This is a genomic window from Variovorax sp. RCC_210 (assembly GCF_041355175.1).
Lineage (GTDB): Bacteria > Pseudomonadota > Gammaproteobacteria > Burkholderiales > Burkholderiaceae_C > Variovorax.
Window position 1 is genome coordinate 1,543,062 of the sequence record NZ_JBFUPJ010000001.1, and the last position, 14,843, is coordinate 1,557,904.

At 64.9% G+C, this 14,843-nt stretch carries 12 protein-coding genes; 3 read left to right on the top strand and 9 right to left on the bottom strand.

Annotation, left to right across the window (positions count from 1 at the left end; genetic code table 11):
* Window positions 1-20: 20 nt before the first annotated feature.
* Window positions 21-2,351, bottom strand: a complete 2,331-nt coding sequence (locus AB6807_RS07280; RefSeq protein ID WP_116907449.1) for a xanthine dehydrogenase family protein molybdopterin-binding subunit — start codon at window positions 2,349-2,351, stop codon at window positions 21-23.
* Window positions 2,352-2,598: 247 nt separating this feature from the next.
* On the opposite strand from AB6807_RS07280, the gene aat reads away from it, so the two are divergent.
* Genes aat through AB6807_RS07295 form a run of 3 tightly spaced genes read left to right on the top strand, consistent with a single transcriptional unit; the run spans window position 2,599 to window position 4,970 of the window.
* Window positions 2,599-3,366: a leucyl/phenylalanyl-tRNA--protein transferase gene (aat, locus tag AB6807_RS07285; RefSeq protein ID WP_371084163.1), complete on the top strand. Its 768-nt coding sequence runs from the start codon at window positions 2,599-2,601 to the stop codon at window positions 3,364-3,366.
* Entirely contained in the window at window positions 3,363-4,112 is a 750-nt protein-coding gene (locus tag AB6807_RS07290; RefSeq protein ID WP_371084039.1) for an arginyltransferase, read from the top strand. The genes aat and AB6807_RS07290 overlap by 4 nt, the downstream gene beginning before the upstream one ends.
* Before the next feature lie 30 nt (window positions 4,113-4,142).
* Window positions 4,143-4,970, top strand: coding sequence for an IclR family transcriptional regulator (locus AB6807_RS07295; RefSeq protein WP_116907446.1), 828 nt, complete (start codon window positions 4,143-4,145; stop codon window positions 4,968-4,970).
* Window positions 4,971-5,065: 95 nt separating this feature from the next.
* Here AB6807_RS07295 and AB6807_RS07300 read toward each other — a convergent pair whose 3' ends face one another.
* From AB6807_RS07300 to AB6807_RS07335, 8 genes are all read right to left on the bottom strand, one after another.
* Entirely contained in the window at window positions 5,066-6,256 is a 1,191-nt protein-coding gene (locus AB6807_RS07300) for a serine hydrolase (RefSeq protein ID WP_116907445.1), read from the bottom strand.
* Between the two features lie 117 nt (window positions 6,257-6,373).
* Entirely contained in the window at window positions 6,374-7,912 is a 1,539-nt protein-coding gene (locus tag AB6807_RS07305) for a 2-isopropylmalate synthase (RefSeq protein WP_116907444.1), read from the bottom strand.
* A 56-nt stretch (window positions 7,913-7,968) separates the two neighbouring features.
* Window positions 7,969-9,672: a 2-isopropylmalate synthase gene (leuA, locus tag AB6807_RS07310; protein ID WP_371084040.1), complete on the bottom strand. Its 1,704-nt coding sequence runs from the start codon at window positions 9,670-9,672 to the stop codon at window positions 7,969-7,971.
* Window positions 9,673-9,878: 206 nt separating this feature from the next.
* The gene (gene pssA, locus AB6807_RS07315; protein ID WP_116907442.1) at window positions 9,879-10,703 is read right to left on the bottom strand and encodes a CDP-diacylglycerol--serine O-phosphatidyltransferase; all 825 of its coding nucleotides are present in this window, start codon (window positions 10,701-10,703) and stop codon (window positions 9,879-9,881) included.
* A 191-nt stretch (window positions 10,704-10,894) separates the two neighbouring features.
* Window positions 10,895-11,911 carry a ketol-acid reductoisomerase gene (gene ilvC / locus AB6807_RS07320; RefSeq protein ID WP_116907441.1) on the bottom strand — a complete coding sequence of 339 codons (1,017 nt, stop codon included), beginning with the start codon at window positions 11,909-11,911 and terminating at the stop codon, window positions 10,895-10,897.
* 54 nt (window positions 11,912-11,965) lie between these two features.
* Window positions 11,966-12,229, bottom strand: coding sequence for a DUF4282 domain-containing protein (locus AB6807_RS07325; protein ID WP_116907440.1), 264 nt, complete (start codon window positions 12,227-12,229; stop codon window positions 11,966-11,968).
* Between the two features lie 53 nt (window positions 12,230-12,282).
* Window positions 12,283-12,774 (bottom strand): acetolactate synthase small subunit, encoded by a 492-nt coding sequence (gene ilvN, locus AB6807_RS07330; protein WP_116907439.1) that lies wholly within the window; start codon window positions 12,772-12,774, stop codon window positions 12,283-12,285.
* 104 nt (window positions 12,775-12,878) lie between these two features.
* Window positions 12,879-14,663 (bottom strand): acetolactate synthase 3 catalytic subunit, encoded by a 1,785-nt coding sequence (locus AB6807_RS07335; RefSeq protein ID WP_116907438.1) that lies wholly within the window; start codon window positions 14,661-14,663, stop codon window positions 12,879-12,881.
* Window positions 14,664-14,843 lie beyond the last annotated feature (180 nt).

The following is a 14,843-nucleotide window of genomic DNA, read 5'->3' on the forward strand; positions in this document are numbered from 1 at the left end:
AGCGCCCAGGCGCGCGGACCTCAGTCGACGGTCTGCATCGCCTGCCACACGCGCGCCGGGCTCAGCGGCATGTGCAGGCGCGGTGCGCGCGTGGCCAGGCCGTTGCGCGCGAACGCATCGGCCACCGCGTTCACGATGGCCGGCGTGGCGCCGATGGTGCCGAGCTCGCCCACGCCCTTCACGCCCAGCGGGTTGTTCTTGCACGGGGTCGACTGGTCCATTTCCATGTTGAACATGGTGTCGACGATGTCGGCGCGCGGCGCGGCGTAGTCCATCAGGCTGCCGGTGACGGGCTGGCCCGTTTCGTTGTCGTACACCACCTGCTCGTACAGCGCCTGGCCGATGCCCTGCACCGCGCCGCCCTCGAGCTGGCCACGCACGATCATCGGGTTGATCACGCGGCCCACGTCGTTCACCGAGCTGTAGGCCACCACGCTGATCTCGCCGGTCGGCGGATCGACCTCGATCTCGCAGATGTGGCAACCGTTGGGCCAGGTGGGGCCGGCCACGGTGCTGGTGGAGTCGACGAAGATCTCGCGGTCGGGCTGCTTGCCGGCCAGCGTGAACAGGTCGAGCTCGAGGTCGGTGCCGGCCACGGTGAACACGCCGCGGCTGTAGGTGATGTCGTCGATGGCGGCCTCGAACTCCTGGGCCGCCAACTCGCGCGCCTTGTCGATGGTGCGTTCCGCGCCGATGCGCACGGCCGAGCCGCCGGTGAAGAGCGAGCGCGAGCCGGCGCTGCCGAAGCCGTCGCCGCGATCGGTGTCGCCCAGCACCACGCGCACCTTGTCGATGGGCACGCCGAAGGCATCGACGGCCAGCTGCGCCAGCGAGGTCGAAATGCCCTGCCCCATGGCATTGACGGCGGAAAACACCTCGATCACGCCGTCGGCCTGCACCGAGACGGTGACGCGCTCTTCGAACACGTTGCCGCCCGTCCATTCCAGGAAGGTGGCGATGCCCAGGCCGCGGTGCTTGCCGTTGCGCGACGATTCGGCCGCGCGCGCGTCGAAGCCCTGCCAGTCGGCCAGCGCCAGTGCCTGGTCCATCACCGACTCGAAGTTGCCGGTGTCGTAGGTCTGCGCCATCGGGTTCTTGTATGGCATCTGCTCGGGGCGGATGAAGTTGCGCCGGCGCAGCACGATGCGGTCGATGCCGGTCTGGCGCGCGGCCTCGTCCATCAGCCGCTCGATGGTGAAGATGGCCTCGGGCCGACCCGCGCCGCGGTAGGCGCCGGTGGGCGCGGTGTTGGTCAGCACGGCCTTGAAGTGGAAGTCGATGGTCTGGATGTCGTAGACGCTGGTCTGCACCCAGGGCCCGATGAGCAGCTGGATGGCCACGCCGGTGCCGGTGGCGTAGGCGCCGACGTTGGCCAGCGTCTTGATGCGCAGCGCCAGGATCTTGCCTTCGGCGTCGAGCGCCATTTCGGCGCGCGCCTCGATGTCGCGGCCGTGCGCGCTGGAAAGGAATTCTTCGCTGCGGTCGGCCACCCACTTCACTGGGCGGTCGACCTGCAGCGCGGCGAAGGCCACGGCGATGTCCTCGGGGTAGGCGCCGGTCTTCATGCCGAAGCCCCCGCCCACGTCGCCCACGACCACGCGCACCTTTTCCTTGGGCAGGCCGATGGCCGCGCACACGGAATCGCGAACGCCCGAGGGCATCTGCGTGCTCATGCGGATCGTGAGGCGGCCGGTTTCGGCGTCGCGCGCGGCGAGCACGGAGCGCGGCTCGATGGTCAGGGCGACCACGCGCTGGTTGTTCACGTCGAGGGCCACCACATGGGCGGCCTTGGCGAAGGCGGCGGTGGCGTCGTCGCTGTTGCCGTGGCGCATTTCGGCGGCGACGTTGCCGGTGGCCTCGTCGCACAGCAGGGGTGCGCCTTCGGCGGTGGCACCCGCCAGGTCGACCACCATGGGCAGGTCTTCGTAGTCGACCATGATGGCTTCCGCCGCATCGCGCGCCTGCTGCACGGTGTCGGCCACCACGGCGGCCACCGCCTCGCCGACGAAGCGGGCGCGCTCGTGCGCCATGGCGTAGCGCGGCGGGCTGGCGCTGTCGCTGCCGTCGGCGCGCTTGAAGCCCGCGGCGCCGGGCATGGCCTTGACGCCCGCCTCGGCCATTTCGGCGCCGGTGATCACGCGCAGCACGCCGGGCATGGCCGCGGCGGTGCTGGTGTCGATCGACAGGATGCGTGCGTGGGGGTAGGCGGAGCGAAGGAAGACGAGGTGCGCCTGCTCGGGCAGCGTGACGTCGTCGGTGTAGCGTCCGGCGCCGGACAGAAGGCTTGCGTCCTCGAGGCGGCGCACCGCCTGGCCGCTGCCGAAGCGGAAGGGATTGGGTTCAGTGGTCAACGTGGTCCTCTTGTGCTGATCCCCGCCCAAAGCAGCCTTGCCTGGCGGATCCGCTGCGGTACTGCGAACGCGAGCTGAGCACTATATGGTTTTAGAAGGGTCTTGTGGGGCTCTCTTGGGCCTCTATTGGGCCTCTCGTGCCGATGGTCGCACCGCGTCGGCACGGCGTCTGTCGGACAGACCCTGCGCGTACGCAATTTCCCCGACACCGGATTCAAGTCCCGAAGAAGCCGTGTATACCTACGCCATGCGACAACTGCCCTGGCTCGAACCCGGAGACGCCCTTCCCGACCCCGCATCGGCGTGGGGCGTCGCCGACCCCGTGCCCGGCCTGCTCGCCGCCGGCGGCTCGCTCGATGTCGATACTTTGATGCAGGCGTACAGCCACTGCGTGTTTCCGTGGTTCAGCGAGGACCAGCCGATCCTGTGGTGGAGCCCCGACCCGCGCATGGTGCTGCAGGTGGCCGATTTCAGGCTGCACCGCTCGCTTCGCAAGACCTTGCTCCACTTTGCGCAGACCCCGGGCTGCGAGGTGCGCATCGACCACGACTTCGCGGCCGTCATCGAGGCCTGTTCGCGCTCGCCGCGCGTGGGCCAGTCGGGCACCTGGATCGTGCCGGACATGGTTCAGGCCTATACGAATTTGCACCTGGCAGGCCACGCCCACAGCGTCGAGACCTGGATCGACGGCAAGCTGGCGGGCGGCCTCTACTGCGTGGCGCTGGGCCGCGCGGTGTTCGGCGAGTCGATGTTCACGCGCCGCCCGGACGCCTCGAAGATCGCGCTCGCGGCGCTGGTGTCGCTGTGCCGCAAATTCGGCGTGCAAATGATCGATTGCCAGCAGAACACAGCCCACCTCGCCAGCCTCGGCGCGCACGAAATGGCGCGCAAACGCTTCGTCGCCCACGTGGCTTCGGCGCGACAGCAGGAGGGTCCACGCTGGCGTTTCGAGCCCGTATACTGGTCCGAACTCCTGTCCGCGCGACCTCATTCCACTCCCGATGTGACGACGTGACGCACCTCAAGGACCTACCGCTTCACACCCTGCAGTTCTACGCAACGGCGCCCTACCCCTGCAGTTACCTGCCGGATCGCCAGGCCCGCTCGCAGGTGGCCACGCCCAGCCACCTGATTCACAACGACGCGTACTCCGATCTCGTGCTCAGCGGGTTCCGGCGCAGTGGCATGTTCACCTACCGGCCCTACTGCGACGGTTGCCGCGCCTGCATCCCGCTGCGGGTACTGGCGAACAGCTTCCAGCCCACGCGCAGCCAGCGGCGTGCGCTGAAGCAGCATTCCGAGCTGCAGGCGCGCGTGCTCAAGCTGTGCTTCATGCCCGAGCACTACCAGCTCTACCTGCGCTACCAGAACGGCCGCCACGCGGGCGGCGGCATGGACCACGACAGCATCGACCAGTACACCCAGTTCCTGCTGCAGAGCCGGGTCAACTCTCGGCTGGTCGAGTTTCGCGACACGCTGCCCGACGGCAGCGCCGGCGCGCTGAAGATGGTGTCTATCCTCGACGTGCTGAACGACGGCATCTCCGCGGTCTATACCTTCTACGAGCCCGATACCAGCGCAGGCTACGGCACCTACAGCGTGCTCTGGCAGATCGAGCAGGCGCGCAAGCTGGGGTTGCCGCACGTGTACCTCGGCTACTGGATCGAGCACAGCCCGAAGATGAACTACAAGGCCCGCTTCTCCCCGCACGAAGTGCTGGTCGATGGCCAGTGGCAGGCGCCATTTGATTTCACAAGGTAAAATGGCGCCCGGTCATCACCGCAGAGCGCCATGAGAAAAAACCAATCAGACATTCCCGCCGTTCCCGTGATCCAGGTGATCGAGCGCATGTTCGCGCTGATCGATGTGCTGGCATCCCGCGAAGAAGCCATTTCGCTGAAGGAGATCAGCGAGAAGACCGGGCTTCACCCTTCCACCACGCACCGCATCCTCAACGACCTGGCCGTCGGGCGCTTCGTCGACCGGCCCGAGGCCGGCAGCTACCGGCTGGGCATGCGCCTGCTGGAACTGGGCAACCTGGTGAAGGGCCGGCTCAACGTGCGCGACGCGGCCCTGGGCCCGATGCGAGAGCTGCACAAGCTCACGCAGCAGCCGGTCAACCTCAGCATGCGCCAGGGCGATGAAATCGTGTACATCGAGCGCTCCTACAGCGAACGTTCGGGCATGCAGGTGGTGCGCGCCATTGGCGGGCGCGCTGCCTTGCACCTCACGTCCACCGGCAAACTGTTCCTGGCGGCGGACGACCCGCAGCGCGTGCGCAGCTACGCCACCCGCACCGGCCTGGCCGGCCATACGCGCAACAGCATCACGCAACTGCCGGCGCTGGAGCGCGAACTGTCGAAGGCACGCCAGTACGGCATTGCCCGCGACAACGAAGAACTGGAACTGGGCGTGCGCTGCATGGCCGCGGGCATCTACGACGACCAGGGCAAGCTGGTGGCGGGCCTGTCCATTTCGGCGCCGGCCGACCGGCTGGACGAAGGCTGGCTGCCCAAGCTGCAGGCGACGGCCAACGAGATTTCCGGCGCGCTGGGCTTCAAGGACGGCATGGCGGCAACGCCGCTGCCGTCGAGCGGCACGCAGCCACCCGCCGCCTGAGCCGGGTCGCACCGCACGCGCGGGCGACCGAACCCCAGAAAGCAAACAGGCCCTGAAAAGGGCCTGTTTGCATTGGGGCGCAGCGAGCGCCGGGTTCAGCCGGCCTGATAAGCCGCGACGTTGCGCGAAGCGGCCGGCATGCCGGCGGCGTGCGTGGCTTCGACCCAGCGGCGGACGCGCTCGGCGTCTGCGATGCGGCTGAATTTGCCTGCCGAGTCCAGGAACACCATGATCAGCTTGCGGCCGGCCACGCGGGCCTGCAGCACGAGGCATTGGCCGGCTTCGGAGATGTAGCCGGTCTTTTGCACGCCGATTTCCCAATCGGGGCTCTTCACGAGGCGGTTGGTGGTGTTGAACTGCAGCGTGCGGTTGCCGACTTCGACCTGGTATTCAGGCGACGTGGACAGCGAGCGCACCGTGGCATCGGCATAGGCTGCGTTGACCAGCAGCGCCAGGTCTTGCGCGCTCGACTGGTTGCGGCTCGACAGGCCGGTGGGCTCCACGTAGCGGGTGTCCTTCATGCCCAGCATCTTGGCCTTGGCGTTCATGATGCTCACGAACGTGGCCAGGCCACCCGGATAGGTGCGGCCCAGCGCATGCGCGGCGCGGTTTTCGCTCGACATCAGCGCCAGGTGCAGCAGTTCGCCGCGCGACAGCGTGGTGCCGACCGTCAGGCGCGAGCTGCTGCGCTTTTCGGTGTCGACGTCGTCCTGGGTGATGGTGATCAGCTCTTCGTTCGGCAGATGGGCCTCGCTGATGAGCAGGCCGGTCATGAGCTTGGTGAGCGATGCAATCGGGAGCACGGCGTGGTCGTTCTTGCTGAACAGCACTTCGTGCGTGTCCTGGTCGATCACCAGCGCAACGCTCGACTTCAGGTCGAGCACGTCTTCGGTGCCATGCAGGCCGGCCATCTGGCCGAAAGACTGGCGGGGCGGGGCTTCGACGCGGACCACCGAGCGGCGCTGCACGGCCACCACGGTCTTGCCGTTCTTCTTGTGGAGCGTGGCAACGACGTTGCGGCCCCCACGAACGACCTTTTCTGCTTTTTCGGGTTTTTCGGCCCGGCCAGCGCGCGCCGTCTTCGAGGAGGCGGTGCGCTTCACTTCGACCGGCACCGGACCTTTCGCCTTCTTGGCGACGGCGGTCTTGGCGGCGGCGGGCTTCTCTTTCTTCGCGGCCTGGGCACCAGGCAGCAAAAACGCCGTGGCGCAGAACGCGACGGCGATGAATTTGAGTGCGGGTAGAAACCGCTGGCTGGAAACTCGGCGGAGACGGGCTTCAGGCATTAATAAATCTCCAGCGGCGACAAACGAGGACCGCAGTGTATCTAAATCAAAAAAGGCACGCAATATCAGTTACTTGCATCCTCTTCTTCAATCGAATAGCAAGGATCGCCTGAAAACCTAACCTTGTGCCGCAACTCTCTCAGCTTGGCTCTGTAACTTATTGAGGGCACTCAAATAAGCCTTTGCCGAAGCGACCACGATGTCGGGGTCGGCCCCGACACCATTCACCACCCGCCCTGCGTTTTGTAACCGGACTGTAACTTCTCCTTGGCTTTCCGTCGAGCCGCTGATGGCATTTACAGAGTAAAGAACCATCTCGGCGCCGCTCTTCACGAGCGACTCGATCGCCTTCAGTGAAGCATCGACCGGGCCATTTCCGTCGGATTCGCCGGTGACTTCCTTGCCCTGCACGGTGAACACGATTTTCGCCTGGGGGCGCTCGCCGGTTTCGCTGTGCTGGGAGAGAGAGACGAAAGCAAACTGCTCACCAACGTTCGACACCTCTTCCGCGCTGACGAGCGCGAGGATGTCTTCGTCAAAAATTTCGGACTTGCGATCGGCCAGCTCCTTGAAGCGCAGGAAGGCGGCATTGATGTCGCCTTCGCTCGCCATGGACACGCCCAGCTCCTGCAGGCGCTGCTTGAAGGCATTGCGGCCGCTGAGCTTGCCCAGCACGATCTTGTTGGCGGCCCAGCCCACGTCCTCGGCACGCATGATCTCGTAGGTGTCGCGCGCCTTGAGCACGCCGTCCTGGTGAATGCCGGAGGCGTGCGCGAACGCGTTGGCGCCCACCACGGCCTTGTTCGGCTGCACCACGAAGCCGGTCGTCTGGCTCACCATGCGGCTCGCGGCCACGATGTGCTGGGTGTCGATGTTCAGGTCGAGGCCGAAATAGTCACGGCGGGTCTTCACCGCCATCACCACCTCTTCGAGCGAGCAGTTGCCCGCGCGCTCGCCCAGGCCGTTGATGGTGCATTCGACCTGGCGCGCGCCGCCGATCTTCACGCCGGCCAACGAATTGGCCACGGCCATGCCGAGGTCGTTGTGGCAATGCACCGACCAGATCGCCTTGTCGCTGTTCGGAACGCGCTCGCGCAGCATCTTGATGAAGTTGCCGTAGAGCTCGGGAATCGCGTAGCCCACGGTGTCGGGCACGTTGATGGTGGTGGCGCCCTCGTTGATGACGGTCTCGAGCACGCGGCACAGGAAGTCGGGGTCGCTGCGGTAGCCGTCTTCGGGGCTGAACTCCACATCGCCGATCTGGTTGCGCGCGAAGCGCACCGCCAGCCGGGCCTGCTCGTGTACCTCGTCGGGCGACATGCGCAGCTTCTTTTCCATGTGCAGCGCGGAGGTCGCGATGAAGGTGTGGATGCGCCCGCGGGCCGCGCCCTTCAGCGCCTCGGCGGCACGCGCGATGTCGCGGTCGTTGGCGCGCGAAAGGCCGCACACCGTCGAATCCTTGATCACGTTCGCAATGGCCTTCACGGCCTCGAAGTCGCCGTTCGAGCTGGCAGGAAAGCCGGCCTCGATGACGTCGACCTTCAGCCGCTCAAGCAGCTTGGCGATGCGCATCTTCTCGTCGCGCGTCATGGAGGCGCCCGGCGATTGCTCGCCGTCGCGCAAGGTGGTGTCGAAAATAATGAGTTGGTCGGTCATCGTGGATCTCCGTTATTTATTACCACCTTGCGCGTCCGGCTCGGGCCGGCACGGCGTCAGGCGACTTCAACCGCCGATTGTGCGCTGCGAGCACCGCGGCCCCGCGCACGCTGCACGCCCGAGACGATCGCCTTCAGCGACGCCGTGATCACATTGGCGTCGATGCCCACGCCGAACAGCGTCTGGCTTTCGTCAACACGCAGCTCGAGGTAGGCCACCGACTTGGCATCCGCACCGGCGCCGATGGCGTGCTGGTGGTAGTCCATCACGCGCACCGTGTGGCCGGTGGCCTTGCTCAGCGCCTGCGTGAAGGCGTCGATGGGGCCGTTGCCGCGGCCTTCGATGGCGCGCACTTCACCGTCCCAAGGCAGGTCACCGCGCAGCACCACGGAGGCGTCGGCGCCCTCGCCTTGCTCCTCGATCACGCGGTGCTGCAGCGACTGCGCGGTCTCGATGCCGTATTCGCGCACGAACAGCTGCCAGAGGTCGGCGGCGGTGAGTTCCTTGCCCGCGACGTCCATCACGCCCTGCACGGTCTGCATGAACTCCATCTGCAGGCGGCGCGGCATCTCGAGGCCGTATTCGCTCTCGAGCAGGTAGGCCATGCCGCCCTTGCCCGACTGGCTGTTCACGCGGATCACGGCCTCGTAGCTGCGGCCCACGTCCTTCGGATCGATGGGGAGGTAGGGCATGTCCCAGATGTCGCCTTCCTTGCGCGCGGCGAAGGCCTTCTTGATCGCGTCCTGGTGCGAGCCCGAGAACGAGGTGTAGACGAGGTCGCCCACATACGGGTGGCGCGGGTGCACCGGAATCTGGTTGCAATGCTCGACCGTGGCGCGGATCTCGTCGATGTTCGAGAAGTCGAGCTCGGGCGAGACACCTTGGGTATACAGGTTGAGCGCCACGTTGACGAGGTCGAGATTGCCGGTGCGCTCGCCGTTGCCGAAGAGGCAACCTTCGATGCGCTCGGCGCCGGCCATCAGCGCGAGTTCGCCGGCGGCGGTGCCGGTGCCGCGGTCGTTGTGCGGGTGCACGCACAGCACGATCGAATCGCGGCGCGCGAGGTTGCGGTGCATCCACTCGATCATGTCGGCGAAGATGTTCGGCGTGGAGTGCTCGACCGTGGTGGGCAGGTTGACGATGCACTTGCGCTCGGGCGTCGGCGCCCACACGTCGGTGACCGCGTCGACCACGCGCTTGGAGAACGCCACGTCGGTGCCCGAGAACATTTCGGGCGAGTACTGGAAGGTCCACTTCGTGTTCGGCTGCTTCGCGGCGCAGTCGTTGAACATGCGTGCATGGCTGCTGGCGAGCTCGACGATCTGGTCTTCGTTCATGCCGAGCACCACGCGGCGCATCACGGGCGCGACGGCGTTGTAGAGGTGCACGATGGCGCGCGGAGCGCCTTGCAGCGATTCGAAGGTGCGGGTGATGAGGTGGTCGCGCGCCTGCGTCAGCACCTGGATCGTCACGTCGTCGGGAATGCGGTCTTCCTCGATGAGCTTGCGCACGAAGTCGAATTCGACCTGCGACGCCGAGGGAAAGCCGACTTCGATTTCCTTGAAGCCGATGGCCACCAGGGTTTCGAACATGCGCATCTTGCGTGCGATGTCCATGGGCTCGACAAGTGCCTGGTTGCCGTCACGCAGGTCCGTCGACAGCCAGATGGGCGCCTTGGTCAGCACGGCATCGGGCCAGGTGCGGTCCTTGAGGCCGATCGGGGCGAATGCGCGGTATTTGCTTTGAGGTTGCTTGAGCATGTCGAGTTCTCTGAGTGGTTGGAATTCAACCAGCAACCCCAAAAACAAACGGCCCGTTGCTGGTGCGAACGGGCCGTGGTGAGGGATTTGCGCGTGCGCTACCGTCTCCGCCCGTGAGGGAGGGCTAGTAGGGCCAGCAGCGAAATCTTGGTCATGAGGGTTGCTAATGTAGCACAGCCTTCGCGGGCCTGTGAAGGCCCCGCGTGTCAGTTGTGCAACCCCCGCTCGTCGGGTTCTTCGGTCGAGGTGCTGATCACGCTCACCGGCTGGCCCTTGGCCTTGCGCCAGCCGTACACCACGTAGCCGCTCAGGCCGTAGATGACGAACAGCCCGAACAACACGGTCGGCGGATGGATGTTGATGACCGCGATGCCCAGTGCGATCAGCACGATCGCGGCGAAAGGCACGCTCTTCTTCATCTGGATGTCCTTGAAGCTGTAGAACGGCGCGTTGGTGACCATCGTGAGGCCCGCGTACAGCGTGAAGGCGAAGGTGACCCAGGTGATCTGCGTCCACGAGAGATACAGCACCTCGCCGCCGCGCTTGCCCCATTCGTCCACGAGCCAGATGAAACCGGCCACCAGTGCGGCGGCGGCGGGCGACGGCAGGCCCTGGAACCAGCGCTTGTCGACCACGCCGGTGTTCACGTTGAAGCGCGCGAGCCGCAGTGCGGCGCACGCGCAGTACACGAAGGCTGCGATCCAACCCCAGCGCCCCAGGCCCTTGAGCGACCACTCGTACGCGATGAGCGCCGGCGCGGCGCCGAACGACACCATGTCGGACAGCGAATCCATCTGCTCGCCGAACGCGCTCTGCGTGTTGGTCATACGCGCGACGCGGCCGTCGAGGCTGTCCAGGATCATCGCGGCGAACACGCCGAGCGCCGCGAGGTCGAAGCGTGCGTTCATGGCCATCACGACCGAATAGAAACCGCCGAACAACGCAGCGAGCGTGAACAGGTTCGGCAGGATGTAGATGCCTTTGCGGCGTTTGCGCGGTTGCACCTCGTTGGGAACCGTATCGTCATGCATTGAAATTGCCTCCGTCCCTCATGGGCACTGCGCGGTCAGCTATCCAATCGATAGCATCTAGGTCTGTGGGTCGCATGGCTTGCAGTGTAGTTCAGGGGGCCTTGCGGGCACCCTTCAAACAAAAGGGCCACCGCGAGGGTGGCCCTTGGAAAAAGGCGCCCTGCGGGCGCCTTTTGCCTTCGACTCGAAGATCAGTTACGGGTCTGGTCGACCAGCTTGTTCTTCTTGATCCAGGGCATCATCGCGCGCAGCTTCTCGCCCACGACTTCGATCTGGTGCTCTGCATTCAGGCGACGGCGGCTGATGAGCGCCGGCTGGCCGGCAGCGGCTTCGAGCACGAAGCTCTTGGCGTATTCGCCGGTCTGGATGTCCTTGAGCACCTGCTTCATGACCTTCTTGGTCTCTTCGGTCACGATGCGCGGGCCCGTGACGTACTCGCCGTATTCGGCGTTGTTCGAGATCGAGTAGTTCATGTTGGCGATGCCGCCTTCATAGATCAGGTCGACGATCAGCTTGAGTTCGTGCAGGCATTCGAAGTACGCCATTTCGGGCGCATAGCCGGCTTCCACCAGCGTTTCGAAACCGGCCTTGATCAGCTCGACCGTACCGCCGCACAGAACCGCTTGTTCGCCGAACAGGTCGGTTTCGGTTTCTTCGCGGAAGTTGGTCTCGATGATGCCGGCCTTGCCGCCGCCGTTGGCGGTGGCGTAGCTCAGCGCGAGGTCACGCGCCTTGCCGGTCTTGTCCTGGTGCACGGCCACGAGGTGGGGCACGCCGCCGCCTTGGGTGTACGTGCTGCGCACGGTGTGGCCCGGGGCCTTGGGAGCGACCATCCACACGTCGAGGTCGGCGCGCGGCTGCACGAAGCCGTAGTGCACGTTGAAGCCGTGCGCGAAGACGAGCGAGGCGCCTTCCTTGATGTGCGGGGCCACGTCGTTCTTGTAGACGTTGGCGATCTGCTCGTCGGGCAGCAGGATCATGACCACGTCGGCCGACTTCACGGCGTCGGCCACTTCGGCGACCTGCAGGCCGGCCTTGCCGACCTTGTCCCACGAAGCACCGCCCTTGCGCAGGCCGACCACGACCTTGACGCCGCTGTCGTTCAGGTTCTGCGCGTGCGCATGGCCTTGCGACCCGTAACCGATGATTGCAACCGTCTTGCCCTTGATGAGGCTGAGGTCGGCGTCCTTGTCGTAGTAAACCTTCATGATGCGTCTTTCCTATTTAGTCTCGATGCACCCCCTGCTCGGGGGTGCGTTCACTCACAATTGGCCGGAAGAATTCCGGTCCTTCATTTGCTGATTGATGGACACGAGGTTGTCGTGAATGCGGAACAGCAGGATCAGCAATTCGCTATAGACGCGAACCATGATCGCGCCGAACACAAGAATGCCGATGGCAGCCAGGATGCGGCCCTGGAACAATGACACGACGGTCATCACGAGCACACCCAGCAGTCCGAGGAAATACAGTATCCGGATGATGATGGGGGTCACCATCTTGTCGAAGCCCAGCAAGTCTTGCATTCACCTTCTCCTCATGTGTTGATAAACGATGAAACTGAGGGGATCTGCACCCCCTACACGCGCAGGATGCGCTCGCCGCGCCCGATGCCGCTGGCACCGGTGCGGACAGTCTCGAGGATAGCGCTACGCTCGATCGCTTCCAGGAAAGCGTCGTTCTTGCCGTGGTCGCCGGTGAGTTCGATGGTGTAGCTCTTGTCGGTCACGTCGATGATGCGGCCGCGGAAAATCTCCGCCATGCGCATCATTTCCTCGCGCTCCTTGCCGACCGCGCGCACCTTCACCATCATGAGCTCGCGCTCGGTGTAGGCACCCTCGGTCAGGTCGACGACCTTCACCACTTCGATGAGCCGGTTCAGGTGCTTGGTGATCTGCTCGATCACGTCGTCCGAACCGTTCGTGACGATGGTCATGCGCGAGAGGCTCGGGTCCTCCGTGGGCGCCACCGTCAGCGACTCGATGTTGTAGCCGCGGGCCGAGAACAGGCCCACCACGCGGGAAAGAGCACCCGGCTCGTTTTCCAGCAGCACTGCAATGATGTGTTTCATGTTTGCGTGACTCCTCTTTTCGCCGCCCTCCCCCGCGCACGGTAATGCGCGGGCTCGGCGGGCAATAGATTCGTCAGTGAAAAGTTAAGCGAATGCGCCGCAGATCAGAGATCTTCGGAGCCCAACAGCATCTCGGTGATGCCCATGCCGGCCTTCACCATCGGGAACACGTTCTCGGTCGGGTCGGTGCGGAAGTCCATGAACACCGTGCGGTCCTTGAGCTTGCGTGCTTCGCGCAGCGCGGGCTCCACGTCTTGTGGACGCTCGATCAGCATGCCGACATGGCCGTAGGCCTCGGCGAGCTTCACGAAGTTGGGCAGCGCGTCCATGTAGCTGTGGCTGTAGCGGCCGGAGTATTCGATCTCCTGCCACTGGCGCACCATGCCCAGGTAGCGGTTGTTGAGGGAGCAGATCTTGATCGGCGTGTTGTATTGCAGGCAGGTGGAGAGTTCCTGGATGCACATCTGCACCGAGCCTTCGCCGGTGATGGTGAACACTTCCGAATCGGGCTTCGCGAGCTTGATGCCCATGGCGTAGGGAATGCCCACGCCCATGGTGCCCAGGCCGCCCGAGTTGATCCAGCGGCGCGGCTCGTCGAAGCGGTAGTACTGGGCCGCCCACATCTGGTGCTGGCCCACGTCCGACGTGATGTACGCGTCGGCGTCCTTGGTCATGTTCCAGAGCGTTTCGACCACGTACTGCGGCTTGATCACGTCCGTATTGCCGCGGTCGTACTTGAGGCAGTCGCGCGAGCGCCAGGCCTCGATGGTCTTCCACCAGTCGGCCAGCGCGCCGGCGTCTGGCTTGGCGGAGCTTTCGCGGATCATCGAGATGAGCTCGGTGAGCACGTCCTTCACGTCGCCGACGATCGGGATGTCGACCTTCACGCGCTTGGAGATGCTCGACGGGTCGATGTCGACGTGGATGATCTTGCGTTCGTTCTGCGCGAAATGCTTGGGGTTGCCGATGACGCGGTCGTCGAAGCGCGCGCCCACCGCCAGCAGCACGTCGCAGTTCTGCATCGCGTTGTTGGCTTCGATGGTGCCGTGCATGCCCAGCATGCCCAGGAACTTGCGGTCGCTCGCCGGATAGGCGCCCAGGCCCATCAGCGTGTTGGTGACCGGGTAGCCCAGCATGTCGACCAGCGTGCGCAGTTCGTTGCAGGCATTGCCCAGCAACACGCCACCGCCGGTGTAGATGTAGGGGCGCTTGGCCGCCAGCAGCAGTTGCAGCGCCTTGCGGATCTGGCCGCCGTGGCCCTTGCGCACCGGGTTGTACGAGCGCATCTCGACCTTGTCGGGATAGCCGGCGTAGGGCGTCTTCTTGAAGGAGACGTCCTTGGGCACGTCCACCACCACGGGGCCGGGACGGCCGCTGCGTGCGATGTGGAAGGCCTTTTTCATCGTCATGGCCAGATCCTTGGGATCCTTGACGAGGAAGTTGTGCTTGACGATGGGGCGGGTGATGCCGACCGTGTCGCATTCCTGGAAGGCGTCGAGGCCGATGGCCGCCGTGGGGACCTGGCCCGAGATGATCACCATCGGGATCGAGTCCATGTACGCCGTCGCGATGCCGGTGACCGCGTTGGTCAGGCCGGGACCGGAAGTGACCAGCGCCACGCCGACTTCGCCGGTGGCACGCGCATAGCCGTCGGCCGCATGAACCGCTGCCTGCTCGTGGCGAACCAGCACGTGCTGGATGGTGTCTTGCTTGTAGAACGCGTCGTAGATGTACAGAACCGCGCCGCCTGGGTAGCCCCAGATGTACTGGACGCCTTCGGCCTGCAGTGCCTTGACCAGCACTTCGGCACCCATGAGTTCTTGCGTTGCGTTGCCTGCGCCTGAAGACGCGGCCGCCGCGGAAGCGATTTCCGCCTTGGAGATTTCCATGATCAACCTTTGTTTATTTCGGGAACGAAATACCTTGGGTGCCCCTTGCCAACCCTTGTGAGGTCGCGCCAGGACTTGAGGCCATGGCCATGGGCAGACTGATGTTCCGCCGGACCTAGACCCGTTTGCCTTTTGACTTGCAGCGCGGATTATGGCATTTCCGGGCGTTCAGATTCGCTT